Consider the following 18,713-nt stretch of genomic DNA (forward strand, 5'->3'; position numbering starts at 1 on the left):
GCCGCTCGGCACAGGTCAGCCCCGTGGCACAGGTCAGCCCAGGACGAACGCCAGGACCACGAGCACGACCGCCGCCACGGCGCCGAGCACGGCCAGCGCGCCGTACAGCTTGATCTCGCCCGAGGCGTCGTCGATCAGCGCCTCCTCGGACTTGGTCGAGATCACCAGGTCGCGCTTGCCCTTGGGCTCGCGGACCTCGAGGTCGCCGTTGCGGTCGTAGGCCTCGCCCTGCACGAAGATGCGGGTGCCGGGAGCGAGCAGCCACTCCTCGTACTCGTAGCCGATGGTGTCGCGGTCGCCGGAGGGCAGCGAGAAGGAGAACTTGCCGAAGCTGACGTCGGTCCGGTCGCGGTCCTTCTCCTGGCGGAACTCGCTGACCGACTTGCGCGGGTGCTCGACGTCGCAGGACGGGACGATCGTGATCTCGCCGTCGGCGTCGCGCAGCAGGAAGGCGTCCTCGCTGGAGTGCTGCGCGATGGTCTCGGTCTTGGTGACCGTGCGCCGGTTGCCCTCGCTGTCGCGCTCGACCTCGCGATACTTGCGGGTGATCTCGTGACGGTGCCACACGCAGGGCGTCTCGGATATCTCCGAGGTCAGCAGGCCCGCGGGCCCCGCCTGCGCGGTGCCCTGCAGCTCGACGTACTCGCTGAAGCTGCCGGGGCCGGCCGCGGCGGTGGCGGCGGCGAGGAGGTCGCGCAGCAGACCGGTGGTGCTGGTCTCGGTGAGCAGCAGGCTGGCCTTGCGCTCCTTGGCCTGCTGGGCGAGCCAGCCGCAGACGGCGGCAGCGACGAGCGCGACGAGCGCGCCCACGAGGTAGGCGGTCATCGACGCCCTTTCTATTGGTCTGTCGATGCTAGGTCAGGGGAGTGGTGCCGCGCTGGCTAACGGCGCAGAACCCGGCGCCAGAACCCGGCGCCAGAACCCGGCGCCAGAACCCGGGGCGCGGCCGTGAGGGCGTGAGGGCTGTGAGGCCGTGAGGACAAGTTGACGCACGCGAGACCCCGACGGTCGGCACGGCGAAACCTCGGTTGCCGAAGGTAGGGGAAACCGATCGAAGGAGTCCCCCGTGACCGTCACCTCCCCTGTGAGCGCCGGCCCTCGCCGGACCGGGCGCTGGATCGACGACTGGCGCCCCGAGGAGCCCGAGTTCTGGGAGGGCGGTGGCAGGCAGATCGCCCGGCGCAACCTGATCTGGTCGATCTTCGCCGAGCACCTCGGGTTCTCGGTGTGGCTGATCTGGAGCGTCAGCTCGGCCTTCCTGGTCTCGATGGGCTTCGCGTTCTCCGCCCAGCAGCTGTTCCTGCTGGTGGCCCTGCCCAACCTGGTCGGCTCGCTGCTGCGGGTGCCCTACACGTTCGCGGTGCCGAAGTTCGGCGGGCGAAACTGGACGATGATGAGCGCGGCGCTGCTGCTCGTCCCGACCCTCGGCTTCGCGGTCGCGGTGCAGAACCCGAGCACGCCGTTCTGGGCGTTCTGCCTGATCGCGGCCACCGCCGGGCTGGGCGGCGGCAACTTCGCCAGCTCGATGGCCAACATCAACTTCTTCTACCCGGCCGCCAAGAAGGGCTCGGCTCTGGGGCTCAACGCGGCCGGCGGCAACCTCGGGGTCGCGCTGATCCAGCTCTTCCTGCCGGTGATCGTCGGCGGCGCCGGCATCTTCGGGATGGTCAAGGCGAGCGACGGCGGCGTCCACCTGGAGCGTGCGGCCTGGGTCTACGCGGGTCTCGCGGTCGTCGCGACGCTCGCGGCGTACCTCTTCATGGACAACCTCGGCACGGCGGTCTCCAAGCCGCGCGAGCAGCTGCAGGTGGTGCGCAAGCCGCAGACCTGGATCATGGCGTTCCTCTACATCGGCACGTTCGGCTCCTTCATCGGCTACTCCGCCGCGATGCCGCTGCTGATCAAGCTGAACTTCTGGGTGCCCGATCCCGCGCCGCTCGGCACCGGCATCTACTTCGCCTACTTCGCGTTCCTCGGGGCGCTGGTCGGCTCGGCGACCCGGCCCTTCGGCGGCTGGCTGGCCGACCGCCTCGGCGGCGCCCGGGTCACGCTGGCGTCGTTCGGCGCGATGATCCTCGGGACCCTCGCCGTGCTGTGGACGCTGACCCAGCTCACGCCCAACCCGGGCCAGGACCCCGGCATCGCCGAGGCCAACCAGTCGTGGTTCCCGTGGTTCCTGGCGTTCTTCCTGGTCGTCTTCGCCGCAACCGGCATCGGCAACGGGTCGACCTACAAGATGATCCCCGCGATCTGGCGCCACGAGGCGGAGCGCGCCACGACGCCGAACACCCCCGAGCGCACCGCCGCTCTGGGCGCCGCCACCAAGCAGGCCTCCGCGGCCATCGGGGTGATCGGCGCGGTCGGCGCGATCGGCGGCTTCCTGATCCCGCTGGCGTTCAGCGCCCCCTGGGTCGAGGACCCGATGTCGGCGACGAAGGGCGCGTTCGTGGTCTTCACGCTCTTCTACGGGGTGTGCGGGGCGGTGTGCTGGTTCTGCTACCTGCGCACGTCGGTGCTCACCGCCCGCCTGCCCAGCCTCGCGCACGCCAGGGTCTGAGATGGGCGCGACGACTCCTGAACGCGCCCCGACCCCCGAGCGCACCGAGGGCGGGACGCGCACCCACTGCCCCTACTGCTCCCTGCAGTGCGGGATGCGGGTGGCGGGGCGGCGCAGCCCGGTGGTGGCGGCATGGAGCGAGTTCCCGGTCAACGAGGGCGGGCTGTGCCGCAAGGGCTGGAACGCCGCCGGCCTCTTCGGCAACCGCGAGCGGCTCACCACGCCGCTGGTGCGCGACCGCGTCGAGGACGGCGGCACCGGCGAGCTGCGCCCGGCCACCTGGGACGAGGCCCTCGACCTGGTCGCCGGCCGGCTGGCGGCGATCCGCGCCGAGCGAGGCGCCGACGCGGTTGCGGTCTTCGGCGGCGGCGGGCTGACCAACGAGAAGGCTTACCAGCTCGGCAAGTTCGCCCGGGTCGCGCTCGGCACCAGCCAGATCGACTACAACGGCCGGTGGTGCATGTCGTCGGCCGCCTCAGCCGGCACCCGCGCGTTCGGCCTCGACCGGGGGCTGCCGTTCCCGATCGCCGACCTCGAGCAGACCGACGTGCTGGTGCTGGTCGGCTCCAATCTCGCCGAGACCATGCCCCCCGCCGCGCGCCACCTCGACCGGCTGCGCGCGGCCGGCGGCCAGGTCGTCGTCGTCGACCCGCGGCACACCGCCACCGCCGACCGGGCCGACCACGTCCTGCAGCCAGTGCCCGGCACCGACCTGGCCCTCGCGCTGGGCGTGCTGCACCTGCTGGTGGCCGCGGGGTCCGTCGACGAGGAGTACGTCGCGGCGCGCACCACCGGCTACGACGCCGTACGGCGCTCGGTCGCCGCCTGGTGGCCCGAGCGGGTCGAGCGGGTCACCGGCATCCCCGCCGGCGAGGTCCGCGCGCTCGCAGAGCTGCTCGCCGGCGCCGACAAGGTCATCGTGCTCACCGCCCGCGGGGCCGAGCAGCACAGCCAGGGCAGCGACACGGTCCTGGCCTGGATCAACGTCGCGCTGGCGCTGGGCCAGCCCGGCACGCCGTACGGCGGCTACGGCTGCCTCACCGGGCAGGGCAACGGCCAGGGCGGGCGCGAGCACGGCCAGAAGGCCGACCAGCTCCCCGGCTACCGGATGATCGACGACCCCGCCGCGCGCGAGCACGTCGCCGGCGTCTGGGGCGTCGAGCCGGACAGCCTGCCGGGCAAGGGACGCTCGGCCTACGAGCTGCTCGACGCGCTCGGCACCGACGACGGGCCCTCGGCGCTGCTCGTCCTGGGCTCCAACATCGTCGTCTCGGCTCCCAACGCCACCCACGTCACCCGCCGACTCGAGTCGCTGGACCTGCTGGTCGTGGCCGACATCGTGCTCTCGGAGACCGCGGCGATCGCCGACGTCGTGCTGCCGGTGACGCAGTGGGCCGAGGAGAGCGGCACGATGACCAACCTCGAAGGCCGGGTGATCCTGCGCGAGCGGGCGATCACCCCGCCCAGCGGCGTGCGCAGCGACCTCGACCTGATCAGCGGCCTCGCCGAGCGGCTCGGCTCGCCGGTGCCGTTCAGCACCGATCCGGGCGAGATCTTCGCCGAGCTGGGGCGGGCCTCGGCCGGCGGCAAGGCGGACTACTCGGGCATCACCTACGAGCGGATCCGCGCCGAGGACGGCGTTTTCTGGCCCTGCCCGCAGGACCCGGCCGGGGCGCATCCCGGCACCCCGCGGATGTTCCTCGACGCCTTCGCCCACCCGGACGGCCGGGCCCGCTTCCACGTCGTCGAGCACCGCGGCGCCGCCGAGCCGCCATGCGCGGAGTACCCCGTCCACCTCACCACCGGTCGGGTCCTCGCGCAGTACCAGTCCGGCGCCCAGACCCGCCGCGTGCGCGACCTGCCCGACGAGGGGGCCTTCGTCGAGCTGCACCCGCTGCTCGCCGGCCGGATCGGCGCCGTCGACGGCGAGCCCGTCGTCGTCCGCACCCGGCGCGGGGAGATGAAGGCCCCGGCGCGGGTGGTCAGCACGATCCGCCCGGACACGGTGTTCGTGCCGTTCCACTGGGTGGGGGCCAACCGGCTGACCAACGATGCACTGGACCCGGCGAGCCGGATGCCCGAGTTCAAGGTGTGCGCGGCGGAGGTGTCGGCATGAGCGGGGAGCGGCTGGTGGTCGTGGGGAACGGGATGGCGGCGGTGCGCCTCGTCGAGGAGCTCGTGGCCAACGGGTACGGCGGGCACGTCACGGTGGTCGGCGACGAGCCGCACGCGCCGTACAACCGGATCCTGCTCTCGGCGGTGCTCGAGGGCACGCACGCGCTCGACGCGCTGACGCTGCGCGACCCCGCGTGGTACGACGAGCACGGCGTCGACCTGCGGCTGGGGACTCGGGTGCTCGGGATCGAGCGCGAGGAGCGCGAGGTCGTGCTGGTCGACGGGAGCCGGCTGGGCTACGACCGGCTGGTGCTGGCGACCGGGGCGATCCCGACGCTGCCGCCGATCCGCGGACTGGTGCAGCCCGACGGTCGGCTGCACCCCAAGGTGCACGCGTTCCGGACGATGGACGACTGCCTGCGGCTGCTCGGGGCGGTGCCCCAGGCGCGGACGGCGGTCGTGGTCGGCGGCGGGCTGCTCGGCCTGCAGGTCGCCCGGGCGATGAGCGTGCGCGGCGTCGCGACCGAGGTCGTCGAGGGCACCGAGCACCTGCTCTCCTCGCAGGTCGGAGCCCCCGGCGGCGCGGTGCTGCGCCGCGACCTGCGCCGGCTGGGGACCGAGGTCTACACCGGGGCCCGCGCGGTGCGGCTCACCGACGAGGGGCTGCGCCTCGACAACGGGTACACCCTCGACACCGACCTGGTCGTGCTGACGGCCGGCGGACGGCCCTCGTCGGCGCTGGCCCGTGGAGCCGGGCTGATGGTGCGCCGCGGCATCGTGGTCGGTGGCCACCTGGAGTCGGTCACCGACGACCGGATCCACGCGATCGGCGACTGCGCCGAGCACCGGGGGCGCACCACCGGCTTCGTCTCCCCGGCCTGGGAGCAGGCGAGCACGCTCGCCGCCCACCTGACCACCCACCTCACGGGCCGGGAGGTCACCTGGGAAGGCACGCACAGCGTCGCCCGGCTGCGCGCGACCGGCCTCGACGTGGCGGTCCTCGGCGACCCCGAGCACACCGACGGCGAGGTCGTCGAGGTCACCAACCCGCTCGTCGGGTCGCACCGCAAGCTCGTGGTCTCCGGCGGCGTGATCGTCGCGGCCGCGCTGATCGGCGACCTCAGCCGGGTCGGGCTGCTCACCCAGCTCTACGAGCGCCGCACGGTGCTCGGCCCGCACGAGCCAGGCGAGCTGCTGATGCCCGAGCGAGGCCCGGTCGAGGTCGTGCTCGACGACGACGCCGAGGTCTGCTCGTGCGCCGGCGTCAGCGCGGGGGCGGTCCGGGCCTGCGCCAGCCTCGCCCAGGCGAAGGAGAGCACCCGCGCCACCACCGGCTGCGGCGGCTGCGCGGACGTCGTACAGCGCCTCGTCGGGGGCGCCTGCCCACCACCGGGCCGTGCGGCCCGTGCGCAGGCGTTTTCACGCCCGTAACACGACGAGACATCTCCCCTGACACGCGACACCTACTTTTCCACGTACGCCCTAGGAGGACATCGACATGACGCACCCCATGAGACACCGCAGGACGCTGGTCGTCATCGGACACGGCATGGTCGGTCACCGCTTCGTCCAGGCCGCCATCGAGCGTGGCCTGACCGAGACCTACGACGTCGTCGTGGTGGGCGAGGAGCCGCGCCCGGCCTACGACCGCGTGGCGCTCACGTCCTTCTTCGGCGCCGAGAGCGCCGACGAGCTCACCCTGCTGCCCGGCGGGGAGTACGACGACCCGCGGGTGCGGCTGCTGCTCGACACCCAGGTCCTCGCGCTCGACCCGGAGGCCCGGACGGTGTCGCTGTCCGACGGCCAGGTGATCGGCTACGACGACGTGGTGCTGGCGACCGGCGCCGCGCCGTTCGTGCCGCCGGTCCCCGGCCGCGACCTCGACGGCTGCTTCGTCTATCGCACGATCGAGGACCTCGAGGCGATCCGCGAGGCGTCGCTGAGCGCCACCCGCGGCGTCGTCATCGGCGGCGGACTGCTCGGGCTCGAGGCCGCCAACGCGCTGGTCCAGCTCGGCCTGGAGACCCACGTCGTCGAGATGGCGCCACGGCTGATGCCGGTCCAGCTCGACGAGGCCGGCGGCACCACGCTGGTGCGCCACATCGAGAAGCTCGGCGTGCACGTGCACGCCGGGGCGGCCACCGAGTCCGTGATCGGCACCGACGGCCGGGTCTCCGGCCTGGCGCTGGCCGGCACCGAGGAGACCCTCGAGGCCGAGGTCGTCGTCTTCTCCGCCGGCATCCGGCCCCGCGACCAGCTGGCGCGCGAGGCCGGTCTGGCCCTCGCCGAGCGCGGCGGCGTGCTGGTCGACGAGCAGTGCCGATCCTCCGACGAGCACGTATGGGCGATCGGCGAGTGCGCGGCCCCGGGCGGACGGATGTACGGCCTGGTCGCCCCCGGCTACACGATGGCCGAGGTCGTCGTCGACGCGCTGCTGGGCGGGCCCGGCTCGTTCACCGGCGCCGACATGTCCACCAAGCTCAAGCTGCTCGGCGTCGACGTCGCCTCCTTCGGCGACGCCTTCGCCACCACTCCCGACGCGCTGGAGCTGGTCTTCGCCGACGCCGTCGGCGGGGTCTACAAGAAGCTCGTGGTCGGGCCGGCTCCGGCGGGTGAGGAGGGGGAGGACGGCTTCGTCCTGCTCGGCGGCATCCTCGTCGGCGACGCGACGGCGTACGGCGTGCTGCGGCCGATGGTCGCCTCCGGGATCCGGCTGCCCGCCAATCCCGAGGAGCTGATCCTGCCCGCCTCGCGGGGCGGCGTGAAGCTCGGCATGACCGACGAGGCCGTCGTCTGCTCGTGCAACAACGTCACCAAGGGCGCCATCATCGACGCGGTCTCCGGCGAGACCCACGAGGGCGAGGGCTGCGCCGACGCCGCCTGCGTGAAGACCTGCACCCGCGCCGGCAGCACCTGCGGCTCGTGCGTGCCGGTGGTCAAGAACGTCATCGAGGAGCACTTCGCCTCGGTCGGCAAGGTCGTCGACAAGAGCCTGTGCGAGCACTTCGCGCTGACCCGCCAGGAGCTCTTCGACCTGGTCGCGGTGCACGGCTACCGCCGCTTCGACGACATCGTCGAGGCGCACGGCCGCGGTCGCGGCTGCGACGTGTGCAAGCCGGCCGTGGCCTCGATCCTGGCCAGCCAGTTCAACGGTCACGTCCTCGACGACGACACCTCGGGCCTGCAGGACACCAACGACAAGTACCTCGCCAACATCCAGAAGAACGGCACCTACTCGGTGGTGCCGCGCATCCCCGGCGGCGAGATCACGCCCGACAAGCTGATCGTGATCGGCGAGGTGGCCCGCGACTTCGGGCTCTACACGAAGATCACCGGCGGCCAGCGCATCGACCTCTTCGGCGCCCGGATGGAGCAGCTGCCCGCGATCTGGCAGCGGCTCGTCGACGCGGGGATGGAGTCGGGCCACGCCTACGGCAAGTCGCTGCGCACGGTGAAGTCGTGCGTCGGGTCGACCTGGTGCCGCTACGGCGTGCAGGACTCGACCCAGCTGGCGATCGACCTGGAGCTGCGCTACCGCGGCCTGCGCTCCCCGCACAAGCTCAAGGGAGGGGTCAGCGGCTGCGCCCGCGAGTGCGCGGAGGCCCGCGGCAAAGACTTCGGCGTGATCGCGACGGAGAAGGGCTGGAACCTCTACGTCGGCGGCAACGGCGGCGCCAACCCCGCCCACGCCCAGCTGCTGGCCGGCGACCTCGACACCGAGACGCTGGTCCGCTACCTCGACCGCTTCCTCATGTACTACATCCGCACCGCCGACCGCCTCCAGCGCACCGCCGCCTGGGTGGCGAGCCTCGACGGGGGCCTCGACCGGGTCCGCGAGGTCGTCGTGGACGACGCCCTCGGCCTGGGCGCCGAGCTCGAGGCCGCGATGGAGCGGCACGTGGGCGGCTACTTCGACGAGTGGAAGGCGACCCTCGACGACCCGGAGAAGCGTGCGCGCTTCGTCTCCTTCGTCAACGCGCCCGGCACTCCCGACCCCAGCATCGCGTTCACCACCGAGCGCGGTCAGATCCGGCCCGCCGACATGGACGAGCCGGTGAATCTCGGAAGCACGATCCCGGTAGGAGCCCCATGAGTCCCAAGACCCTCGAGGAGTGGCAGCCCGTCTGTCGCGTGGCCGAGCTGGAGGTCGAGCGCGGGGTGACCGCGCTCGTCCACGGCCAGGCCGTGGCCATCTTCCGCACCCATGACGACCAGATCTATGCCCTCGGCAACCACGACCCGTTCGCCAAGGCCTCGGTGCTCGCCCGGGGCATCGTCGGGACGCGCGGCGACGTGCCGTTCGTCGCCTCGCCCATGCACAAGCACGCCTTCGACCTGCGCTCGGGCCAGTGCCTCGACGACGCCCACGTCTCGGTCCCGGCGTACGACGCGAAGGTCGTGGACGGGATGGTGCTGGTGGGTCAGCGCAAGGACGCCTCGGTCGCGTGACGCGGATGCCGGAGGATGCGGTGATGGACGTCGTGGATCCCGACGCTGCGGTCGAGGTGGAGGGCCCGCTGTCGGGGTTCCGGATCGGCGTGACGGCCGCGCGCAAGGTCGAGGAGCAGATCGCGCTGCTCGAGCGCCGGGGGGCGCGCGTCGACTGGGGTCCCGCGCTGTCGTCGAACCCCAACCGCGTCGACGACGCGGAGCTGCGGGCCGCGACCGACGACGTCCTGGCCCGGCCGGTCGACATGTTCCTGGCCACCACCGGCATCGGCATGCGGACCTGGTTCGAGGCGGCCGAGCGGTGGGGGATCCTCGAAGACCTGCTCGCCGCGATCCGCGGCTCGCAGATCCTGGCCCGGGGCCCCAAGAGCGTCGGGGCGCTGCGTCGGCAGGGGCTGCGCGAGCTGTGGGCGCCGGCCTCCGAGCGCTTCGAGGACGTGCTCGCCCACCTGCGGGGGCGTGGCCTCGGCGGGATGCGGATCGTCGTGCAGGAGCACGGGCAGTCGCTGTCGATGGTCGCGCACGCGCTGCGCCGCCAGGGCGCAGACGTGACCGTGGTCAGCGTCTACCGCGTCGCCGGCGCCGACGACCCGGCCCCGCTGTTCCGGCTGATCGACCTGATCGCCGAGTGCAAGCTCGACGCGGTCACCTTCACCTCCGCGCCCGCCGTGGCCGCGCTGATGGACGCCGCCGGCGTGACCGGCCGTCGCGACGAGGTGGTCGCCGCCTTCCAGGCCGACGTCGTCGCCGCCTGCGTCGGCCCGGTGACCGCTGCCGCCTTCGAGCTGTGGGGGGTGCCCACGATCCAGCCCGAGCGCTCCCGGCTGGGCGCGATGGTGAAGCAGATCGAGACCGAGCTGCCCTCGCGCCGAGCCGGCACCGCCCTCGACGTGGCCGGCCACCAGCTGCTGCTGCACGGCGACGTCGTGCTCCTCGACGGCGTCGAGACCCACCTGTCGCCGGCGCCGCTCGCGGTCCTGCAGGCGCTGGCGGTCAACCCCGGCCACGTCGTCTCGCGCCGCGACCTGCTCGCCGCGCTGCCCTCGGGCACGGCCGGCTCCGAGCACGCCGTGGAGATGGCCGTGGCCCGGCTGCGCGCGGCGCTCGGCACCCGACTCGTCCAGACCGTCGTCAAGCGCGGCTACAGATTGGTGTGCCCATGACCCGACTCGTCACCGTCGCCCACGGGACCCGGCACGCGCCCGGCAACGAGGTCGCCCGCCGGCTCACCGTCGCCGCCGCCTCCGCGCTGCGGATGCCGGCGATCGTGTCCTACGTCGAGCTCTGCGCGCCGACGCTCGACGAGGTGATGCTCGACAACGACGAGCCGGCGCTCGTCGTACCCCTGCTGCTGTCGACCGGCTTCCACCTGCGCCACGACCTGCCCGCGGCGGTGCGCACCTCGGCGGCGCCGGTCGAGATCGCCCCGGCGCTGGGGCCCGACCCGCTGCTCGCCGCGGCGCAGTGCGCCCGGCTGCTCGATGCCGGCGCCGATCCGGGGAGCCGGGTGGTCATGGTCGCGGCCGGCTCCCGCGACCCCGCGGCCGCGCCCGACCTGGCGGCGGCCCGGTCCCTCCTCGAGCTGGCCTGGGGAGGCGAGGTCGTGCTCGCGGCGATGGCGGGCCCGGCCCCCCGACCGGAGGAGGTCGTGCGTCCCGGAGACGCTGTCTCGCCCTACCTGCTGGCCGGCGGGTTCTTCGCCGACAAGGCGACGGCGCAGGCGCGCTCGGCCGGGGCCGCGGTGGTGGCTGACGTGATCGGGCCGCACGAGCGCGTCGTCGAGCTCGTCGTACGACGCGCGCTGGGGCTGATGGACGCGGCGTTGGCGCCCGCCGCCTGAGGACTGCTGGGGGCGGGGCTTGGCCTCGGCGAGTGCTTGCGTAGGCCAATTGTTTCCATCGGGATAAGTCTGCGTTAGGTGCTGATCACCGCCGCGCGTCGCGGTGTCGCTGGGTGTCAGGTTCCTGATTCGCTCTCCTCGGTGTCACGGCACCGCGAGCGCAGCGGCGCCCGCATCGGGGGATCCGACGAAGAGGGAGCACAGTGAACAGACGATCAATCGTGGCAAGGATGCGAGTCTCCGCGCTGGCCGTGGGGATGTTGGCCGCCGGCTTGACCCTGGTCGCCCCGCAGAGCGCGGCCGCCGCCGAGAGCGGGGGCGAGACGCTGCTCGCCGAGGGGCGGGAGTGGAGCGTGGAGCAGCTCTCGGGTGGCTACCGGCTGACCCTCGACCTCGACCAGCCGCTGCCGGTGCGGGCCTCCGCGCCGGTGCTGTACGCCGACGGGGAGGCCGTGGGGGCGGCGACCGAGTCCGCCGACGGGCTGAGCCTCTCGGTGGTCACTGCCGACCCGGGCGTCGTCGAGACCGCGCGAGTCGACTACCGCTTCGACACCGCGGGCGGCACCAGCGCGGCGTACACCGCCGAGGGGACCTCGCTCGAGGAGTCCCTGGAGGCCATTGAGGACGACCCGGCCGTCGTGGGGGAGTACGCCGTGGGGCGCGCCGACTACGACTTCGGCACCCAGGCGATCGACCTCAAGGAGATCGGCGGCATCAAGGGCGAGTTCCGCGCGGCGGTCTACGAGCCCCGGGGCGCGTCGGGTGCGCGGCCCGTCGTGGTGCTGCTGCACGGCCGGCACACCTCGTGCTCGGGCCGACCCAGCAACCCGAACCGCTACCCCTGCACCGACGCGCAGACCGAGATCCCGAGCTTCGAGGGCTATGGCTACCTTGCGGAGAACCTCGCCTCGCACGGCTACGTCGTCGTGTCGGTCAGCGCCAACGCCATCAACTCCAACGACAACCAGCTCTCCGACGACTACGGGTCAGCAGCTCGCGGCCACCTGGTGATGGACCACCTGCGCTACCTGGCGAAGGTCGACGCGGGCACGGCCACCGACGCTCCGGAGGCGCTCGCGGCGCTGAAGGGCCGGCTCGACCTGAGCAACGTCGGGATCATGGGCCACTCGCGCGGTGGTGAGGGCGTCGTCCGGGCGGCCGAGCTCAACCAGGCGGAGGGCGAGCCGTTCGGGATCCGCTCGGTGCTCCCGCTGGCACCGGTCGACTACAACCGGATCACGCTGCCGCAGGTCAACACGCTCGCCGTCCTGCCCTACTGCGACGGCGACGTCGAGGACCTGCAGGGCCAGCACATCATCGACGACTCGATGGCGGCCTCGTCCGACGAGGCGCTGCGCTCCGCTGTGCTGCTGATGGGGGCCAACCACAACTTCTTCAACACCGTCTGGACCCCGGGACAGTACGACCTCGCCGTCTCCGACGACTGGGCGATCCTGGACCGTTCGCAGACCGATCCCGTCTGCGGCACGGCGGCCGAGACCAACATCCGGCTCAGCGACCAGGAGCAGCGCGACGCCGGCATCGCCTTGATGGCCGGGTGGTTCCGGCTGACGCTGGGCGACGACGAGCAGTTCCTGACACTCTTCGACGGCACCGGCGGCACCACCGAGACCCTGGGTGACACCGAGCTGGTCGCCACCGCGCAGCTGCCCGCGTCGGGGACCCGGACGATCTCGGTGCTCGGCGCCCCGAGCACCGCCGTGCGCACCACCGGCGCGGCGACGTCCGCGACCTGCAGCACGACGGCGGAGTGTGGGCTGCCGGGGGCCAACGTGGCCAGCATCCCGCACTGGGCCGAGATGCGCTTCGCGCCGGCGACGCCCGGTGCGGCCGTGCGCCGCTACTCCTGGACCGAGGCCGGCAGCCAGCTGGTCGTCGACGTCCCGCGCTCGGCGCGCGACACCACCGGTCTCGACGCGCTCACCTTCCGGATGACGCCCGACACCTCGGTCGCGGCGGACGCCGACCTCGAGATCACGGTCGTCGACGGCGCCAACCGGACCGCGACGGTCACCGCCTCGACGTACAGCACGGCCGTCCGGGCCCTGCCCGGCACCGGGCCCTACCTCAACAAGGTCATCCTGCGCGGTGTGCGGGTGCCGCTCGCGGACCTCGTCGGCGTGGATCTCGCCGACCTGCGGCAGGTGCGACTCGGCGGTATCGGTGCCAGCGGTGGCGCCTACCTGGCGGACCTCGCGTTCAGTGCGTCACAGGCGGGTACGACGACGTCGGCCCGCGCACTGCCCAAGCTCACGGTCGGCGATAGCTACATCGACGAGGGCGACGGGCCCGGGACCACCGAGCTGGCGATCAAGCTCTCCGCGCCCGCCAGCACCGATGTCACCGGCTGGTTCGAGGTGCTGAACTTCGCGCGAGCCACGTCGGCGACCCCGGTGGCCCGCCAGTTCACGATCCCTGCCGGGCGCACATGCGTCGCCCTGCCGGTCCCGGTCAACGGCAACCGCAACCCCGCGGCCGCGGCCACTACCAGCTACATCGTGAACGCCTCGGTCGTGGCGGGTGCCGTCACCGCCGACCACAACGCACGGTTGACGGTCCGTGAGGACGACGCCGTGGTCGTGGACGGCATCGTCCTGGATCTCGCCGAGGAGCCGACCTCCTCCGGCGACGTCTGCGCGGGGGAGAACCGCGCGGCGACCCGGCTGGCAGTCACGGCGTCGGGCTCGACCGTCGCCGGGGCCGTGGTGGCGCTGGCGGGCGACGAGATCCCGACCGGCAGCCTCGTCTACTCCGTGGCCGGTGACGTCGTCGGCGAGTCGGTGCTCGACGCCCGGGGCCGCAGCAGCTTCACCCTGCCGCGGGCGACCGACGGCGGGCTCCGCGCGGGAAGCACCGTGATCGACGTCGAGTACGTCGGTGACGCCTCCCACCTCGGCTCCAGCGACAGCGTCACCGCCGAGGTGGCGGGCGTGGCCGTCCAGCGGGCCGGGCTCCGGGTCGCCAGGGTCGCCCTGCGCGTCGGGCGGCCGGGGACCGTCGTCGTACGGGCCGCACAGCCCGGCACGGTCAAGGTCGTCGTCGCCCGTGGCGGCACGCAGCGCGTCCACCGCGTCGAGCTGACGGCGGCGGGGCGGGTCGTCCTCAAGGTCCGCGCCCCCGGCTCCCGGCCGGGGCAGGCCGAGGTGACCGTCCGGCTCACGCCGAGCGACGCGGCGTACACGCCGGTGCAGGTGGTGCGCACGACGCGCGTGCGCCGCTGATCGAGGGCCGCTGATCGACGGCCGGCCGGGCTCGGGCCCGGCCGGCCGTGGCCCCCAGACTCCAGGCCCACGTCCAGATCCCAGGTCCCGGGTGCGAGCGCGCGCCTTGCTGGTGGGGTCGTGTGCCTCGCGGCGCGTCCGGGCGCGTGCTCGGGCACACGACTCGAACGTCGGCGCCGCGTGATCAGACGACGAGGGCCGTGGCGACGGCGGCTACGCCCTCGCCGCGACCGGTGAGGCCCAGGCCGTCGGTGGTGGTGGCCGACAGCGTGACCGGGGCGCCGGCCGCCGCGGACAGGGCCCGCTCGGCCTCGGCCCGGCGGGCGCCGATGCGGGGGCGGTTGCCGATCACCTGGACGGCGACGTTGCCGATCTCGAAGCCGGCCGCACGCACCCGACGGGCGGTCTCGGCGAGCAGGGTGGCTCCGGGGGCGCCGGCCCACTCGGGCTCCGCCGTACCGAAGTTGCTGCCGAGGTCGCCCAGTCCCGCTGCCGACAGCAAGGCATCGCAGGCCGCGTGGGCCGCGACGTCCGCGTCGGAGTGACCCTCGAGGCCCTGCGGCTCGTCGGGCCAGGCCAGGCCGCCGAGGTGCATCGCGACCCCGTCGACCAGGCGGTGGACGTCGGTGCCGAGTCCGACGCGCGGCAGGCGAGGGGTGTCGTTCACACACCGATCATGCCTGAGCGAGAATCACCGGGTGCGCACCCCTCGCCGCTTGTGGGCCGCCAGCGGCATCGTCGCCGGGCTGGCCGGTCTGGCGACGAGTTATGCGGCCGCCCGACAGCTGAGCGTCGAGTCCCCTCTGGGCGCCGCGGGCGACGCCCTCTCCTTCCTGTCCCCGCCCCAGCTCGACGGGCGCTTCGACGCCCTGATCGGCACGCTGCGCACCCCGGTGATCGTGCTGGTGGTCGCGCTCGTGCTCGGCGCGGTCTTCGGGTACGCCGGCCGGCTGGCCTCGCGGCACTGGTGGCTGGCCGCGCTCGTCCACGTGCCGTTGGCCGGCCTGGGTGCGCTCGCCGTCATCGCCCTGCCGGGCACCAGCTGGTATCACCAGCTCCCCGTCCTCGTCGCCCTCGTCACCTGGCTGCTCCTGCAGCTCGTGCTCACCGGCCCCCTGCGTCGCTGGGCCCGCGCGTTGCGCAGCGCGGGCATCGACCCGGCCTCGCCGGCGGCCCCGCCCGACGCGGAGACGACGTCCGACGCGGAGACCCCGCCCGACGCGGGGACGGCCCCCGATGCGGAGACGACGCCCGAGCAGGCGCGCAGCCTGCTGCGGGCCGAGCACCACCGGCGCGGGTTCCTCGTCCGCGCGGGCGCCGTCACCGTGGCGTCGACCGTGCTGAGCGTCTCCGCCGGCACCTGGGGCAGGGGGCGTCAGCTCGTCGAGCGCAAGCGCAAGCTGCTGCGCATCGCGGGGGTCTCCAAGCCGCAGCTGCCCCCCGACGTCCGGGTCGGCCTTCCCGGCGTCACGCCGTGGCGCACCCGCAACGAGGACTTCTTCACGGTCCAGACGGCGCTGGTGCCGCCCTCGATCGACCCCGACCAGTGGCGGCTGCGCATCCACGGGCTGGTCGAGCGCGAGGTCGTGCTGACCTACGAGCGGCTGCTCGCCCGGCCGATGACCGAGGCCTGGGTGACGCTGGCCTGCGTCACCAACGAGGTCGGCGGCGACCTGGTCGGCAACGCCTGGTGGAGCGGCATCCCCCTGCACGTCCTGCTGGCCGAGGCGGGCCTGCTCCCCGAGGCCGACGCCGTCGTCCAGACCTCGCAGGACGGCTGGACCTGCCAGACCCCGCTCTCCGCGATCCGCGGCGTCGACGCGGCGATGCTCGCGGTGGCGATGAACGGCGAGCCGCTCCCCGTCGAGCACGGGTCGCCGGCGCGCAGCGTCGTACCCGGTCTCTACGGCCACGTGTCCGCGTGCAAGTGGGTGGTCGACATCGAGGTGACCCGCTTCGACGACATGGAGACCTACTGGCCGAGCCGGGGCTGGGCCGCCGAGGCGCCGGTCAAGATCGCCTCGCGCATCGACGTCCCCGGCAACGGCGACGAGCTGCCGGCCGGGCTGGTCCGCCTCGGGGGAGTCGCCTGGGCGCCGCGCAGCGGCATCGCGGCGGTCGAGGTCACCATCGACGGCAGCGAATGGTTCCACGCCCAGGTGGCGCCGGCCCCCAACGACGACACCTGGGTGCAGTGGGCGATCTCCTTCGACGTCCCCGCCGGCGACCACGTCGCCGTGGTGCGGGGCATAGACAAGGACGGCAACGTGCAGACTGGGGTCGAGACCGAAGCCCAGCCAGACGGGGCGACCGGCTGGCACTCGATCGACTTCACCGCTCAGGAGGCCTGATGTCCGACTCCCTCGACTTCGCCGACCGCGCCGGCTGCGCCCTCGTGGTGGGTGGCAGCGGCGGCATCGGGCTGGCGGTCGCGCGAATGCTCGCCCGTCGCGGATCCGACGTCGCGCTGACATACAACGCGCGGGCCGAGGCCGGTGCTCAGGTCGCCGCCTCGGCCCGGGAGTGGGGCGTGCGTGCCTCGGCCCACCAGCTCGACGTCTCCTGCGCCGACGAGGCGGCCCGGGTCGTCGCCGAGGTCGTCGAGCGGCACGGCGGCATCCACACGCTGGTGCACGCGGCCGGACCGCACGTGCCCATGCGCCATCTCTCCACCGTGGACCCCGCCCAGTTCGCCACCCAGCTCGACGCCGACGCCGCCGGCTTCTTCAACGTGGTCCACCCTGCGCTGGCCCCGCTGCGGGCGGCCGAGGGCTCGATCGTCGCGGTGACGACCGCCGCGACGACCCGGTTCCCCGTGCGCGACGGGCTCTCCGCCGTACCCAAGGGAGCCGTGGAGGCGCTGGTCCGCGCCCTCGCCGTGGAGGAGGGCCGGTACGGCGTGCGGGTCAACGCCGTCGGCCCCGGCATGCTCACCGACGGGATGGCCGCCCGGCTGATCGGCTCCGGCGAGCTCACCGAGCAGGACCTGGCGGTGACGCGCAGGAACATCCCGCTGGGGCGCTTCGGCAACGCCGTCGACGTCGCCGAGGCGGTCTGCTTCCTGGCCTCCGATCGCGCGGCGTTCGTGTCCGGGCAGAAGCTGGACGTCGACGGCGGCTACGGCGTCTGAGGGGGCGTCCGAGGAAGCGGCGGGGCCGTCACCAGTTGCGGTTGACGCCCGCCGGGCGGGCCGGCAGCGGGTGCGCGGCGTCACGGATGACGTAGGCGAGCCCCTTGGAGCCGCCCAGCCAGACCCGCTCGACCTGAGCCCGGTCATAGGTACGTCGCACACCGGCGGCGTTGGGGGCGGCCGGGTCGTTGACCACGACGTCGCCGGACTCGGTGAACCCGACGACGACCAGTAGGTGCCCGTTGGTCCCGGAGATGGGCGCGCCGGTGAGCTGGCCGGACGAGAACGACACCGAGATCACGACGGGGATGCCGGCGGCGATGAAGCGCTCGGCCTCCGACAGGTCGCGCAGCCGGGTCACGAACGCGGCCCCGGTGTAGGTCGCGGCGTAGGCGGTGTTGAACGGCCAGTTGCCGGTGCCGCGGTAGGCGTAGTCGTAGGTCTGGCGCGCGGCCTGGTCCACGAACGGGTGCACGTGACCGCTGCCCACCCAGCGGTAGGTCTTGGCCGGCGGCAGCTTGCGGTAGTAGCCGAGCACCATCGACGTCGAGGTCGGCGAGCACCAGGCCTGGCCGCCGCTGCCCCACTGGGGGGAGTGGCCGCGGTGGACCATCTGGGAGTAGCTCGGCACGGGGAGCGTGATCCCGCGCGCGACCCCGGGTGCCGAGGTGGCCGCGCGCGAGAGGTCCCCGAGCCGGGAGACCATCGCGCCGACGGTGTCGACCGACGGGAGGGGTGAGCGCGCGCCGTCGCGGCGCATCAGCGTGACGCGCAGCTGCCACGAGGACAGGCCCTCGGGCGCGGTCACCTGCCAGGTGTCGACGTTGACCTTGGCGTTGTCGTCGGTCTGGCCGCTCACGGTGTCGCGGCGCAGGAACCGGTCCCCGGAGTTCCACCGGGCGAGGGTGTCCCAGGACGCCCGGGCCCCGCTCGCCGTACGCCCGCGGGCCTCGACCTGGATCCAGGAGTCCTTGGGGGTGGTGGCCTTCCAGGACGCCACCATCTCGGTGAGCCCGAAGCCGGGACGCGTCCACGGCGAGAGCCACACGCCGGCGCGGTAGGTGCGCCCGTCGCGGGTGCGGGTGCGGGTGGTCGCCGCGTCGAGGACGAGCCGGCCGTCGCTCACCTTGACGCCGCGGTGGCGGCCCTGGGCGAGCTGGGCGTCGGTCGACCACTCGCGGTAGGCGACCTGGGAGGTGGAGGTGCGTGCGACGCGCTGGGTCGTCGCCTCCGGACCCGACGACGCCGTGCTCGACGCTGCGACCGGGATGGGAGCCAGCAGCGCCATCGGAGCGAGCGCCGCGACGGCGAGCCCCGTCGCGAGGGAGCGGACACGGGAGCGGGAGCGAGAACCGAGGGTGACAGACACCGTTGGACGAT

General features: G+C 73.5%; 13 protein-coding genes. 10 read left to right on the top strand and 3 right to left on the bottom strand.

Annotated features, from left to right (window positions below; all coding sequences use genetic code 11):
- Positions 1–33 precede the first annotated feature (33 nt).
- Positions 34–825 (bottom strand): GIDE domain-containing protein, encoded by a 792-nt coding sequence (locus ACYU7L_RS19330; RefSeq protein WP_460800190.1) that lies wholly within the window; start codon positions 823–825, stop codon positions 34–36.
- A 241-nt stretch (positions 826–1,066) separates the two neighbouring features.
- Between ACYU7L_RS19330 and ACYU7L_RS19335 the strand changes: the two genes are divergently transcribed.
- The 8 genes from ACYU7L_RS19335 (at position 1,067) to ACYU7L_RS19370 (ending at position 14,203) form a co-directional block, all read left to right on the top strand.
- A complete protein-coding gene (locus ACYU7L_RS19335; protein WP_460800192.1) occupies positions 1,067–2,557 on the top strand; it encodes an MFS transporter in 1,491 nt (496 codons plus the stop codon).
- Between the two features lies 1 nt (position 2,558).
- Positions 2,559–4,673 carry a molybdopterin oxidoreductase family protein gene (locus tag ACYU7L_RS19340; RefSeq protein ID WP_460800194.1) on the top strand — a complete coding sequence of 705 codons (2,115 nt, stop codon included), beginning with the start codon at positions 2,559–2,561 and terminating at the stop codon, positions 4,671–4,673.
- Positions 4,670–6,103 (top strand): FAD-dependent oxidoreductase, encoded by a 1,434-nt coding sequence (locus ACYU7L_RS19345; RefSeq protein WP_460800197.1) that lies wholly within the window; start codon positions 4,670–4,672, stop codon positions 6,101–6,103. The genes ACYU7L_RS19340 and ACYU7L_RS19345 overlap by 4 nt, the downstream gene beginning before the upstream one ends.
- Before the next feature lie 67 nt (positions 6,104–6,170).
- Entirely contained in the window at positions 6,171–8,765 is a 2,595-nt protein-coding gene (gene nirB, locus ACYU7L_RS19350) for a nitrite reductase large subunit NirB (protein WP_460800200.1), read from the top strand.
- Positions 8,762–9,121, top strand: coding sequence for a nitrite reductase small subunit NirD (gene nirD, locus ACYU7L_RS19355; protein ID WP_460800202.1), 360 nt, complete (start codon positions 8,762–8,764; stop codon positions 9,119–9,121). Before nirB ends, nirD begins: the two co-directional genes overlap by 4 nt.
- Before the next feature lie 23 nt (positions 9,122–9,144).
- Positions 9,145–10,284, top strand: coding sequence for a uroporphyrinogen-III synthase (locus ACYU7L_RS19360; RefSeq protein ID WP_460800205.1), 1,140 nt, complete (start codon positions 9,145–9,147; stop codon positions 10,282–10,284).
- On the top strand, positions 10,281–10,961 hold the full coding sequence (locus ACYU7L_RS19365) for a sirohydrochlorin chelatase (protein ID WP_460800207.1): 681 nt from the start codon (positions 10,281–10,283) through the stop codon (positions 10,959–10,961). Before ACYU7L_RS19360 ends, ACYU7L_RS19365 begins: the two co-directional genes overlap by 4 nt.
- Positions 10,962–11,191: 230 nt before the next feature.
- Positions 11,192–14,203, top strand: a complete 3,012-nt coding sequence (locus tag ACYU7L_RS19370) for a poly(ethylene terephthalate) hydrolase family protein (protein ID WP_460801715.1) — start codon at positions 11,192–11,194, stop codon at positions 14,201–14,203.
- A gap of 184 nt (positions 14,204–14,387) precedes the next feature.
- Here ACYU7L_RS19370 and ispF read toward each other — a convergent pair whose 3' ends face one another.
- Complete coding sequence (ispF, locus tag ACYU7L_RS19375) at positions 14,388–14,870, bottom strand: 2-C-methyl-D-erythritol 2,4-cyclodiphosphate synthase (protein ID WP_460800208.1); 483 nt, start codon at positions 14,868–14,870, stop codon at positions 14,388–14,390.
- A gap of 31 nt (positions 14,871–14,901) precedes the next feature.
- Here ispF and ACYU7L_RS19380 point away from each other — a divergent pair, with 31 nt between their 5' ends.
- A complete protein-coding gene (locus tag ACYU7L_RS19380; RefSeq protein ID WP_460800209.1) occupies positions 14,902–16,554 on the top strand; it encodes a molybdopterin-dependent oxidoreductase in 1,653 nt (550 codons plus the stop codon).
- Positions 16,554–17,333, top strand: coding sequence for an SDR family NAD(P)-dependent oxidoreductase (locus ACYU7L_RS19385; protein ID WP_460800210.1), 780 nt, complete (start codon positions 16,554–16,556; stop codon positions 17,331–17,333). The genes ACYU7L_RS19380 and ACYU7L_RS19385 overlap by 1 nt, the downstream gene beginning before the upstream one ends.
- Positions 17,334–17,361: 28 nt before the next feature.
- On the opposite strand, the gene ACYU7L_RS19390 is transcribed toward ACYU7L_RS19385, so the two are convergent.
- The gene (locus ACYU7L_RS19390; protein WP_460800211.1) at positions 17,362–18,702 is read right to left on the bottom strand and encodes a C39 family peptidase; all 1,341 of its coding nucleotides are present in this window, start codon (positions 18,700–18,702) and stop codon (positions 17,362–17,364) included.
- Positions 18,703–18,713 lie beyond the last annotated feature (11 nt).

Source organism: Nocardioides pacificus, assembly GCF_054775955.1.

Bases quoted from the DNA above. Each gene is read 5' to 3' on its own strand.
- ACYU7L_RS19330 (WP_460800190.1), bottom strand. From the start codon at position 825: ATGACCGCCTACCTCGTGGGCGCGCTCGTCGCGCTCGTCGCTGCCGCC.
- ACYU7L_RS19340 (WP_460800194.1), top strand. From the start codon at position 2,559: ATGGGCGCGACGACTCCTGAACGCGCCCCGACCCCCGAGCGCACCGAG.
- ACYU7L_RS19345 (WP_460800197.1), top strand. From the start codon at position 4,670: ATGAGCGGGGAGCGGCTGGTGGTCGTGGGGAACGGGATGGCGGCGGTG.
- nirB (WP_460800200.1), top strand. From the start codon at position 6,171: ATGACGCACCCCATGAGACACCGCAGGACGCTGGTCGTCATCGGACAC.
- nirD (WP_460800202.1), top strand. From the start codon at position 8,762: ATGAGTCCCAAGACCCTCGAGGAGTGGCAGCCCGTCTGTCGCGTGGCC.
- ACYU7L_RS19360 (WP_460800205.1), top strand. From the start codon at position 9,145: ATGGACGTCGTGGATCCCGACGCTGCGGTCGAGGTGGAGGGCCCGCTG.
- ACYU7L_RS19365 (WP_460800207.1), top strand. From the start codon at position 10,281: ATGACCCGACTCGTCACCGTCGCCCACGGGACCCGGCACGCGCCCGGC.
- ACYU7L_RS19370 (WP_460801715.1), top strand. From the start codon at position 11,192: ATGCGAGTCTCCGCGCTGGCCGTGGGGATGTTGGCCGCCGGCTTGACC.
- ACYU7L_RS19385 (WP_460800210.1), top strand. From the start codon at position 16,554: ATGTCCGACTCCCTCGACTTCGCCGACCGCGCCGGCTGCGCCCTCGTG.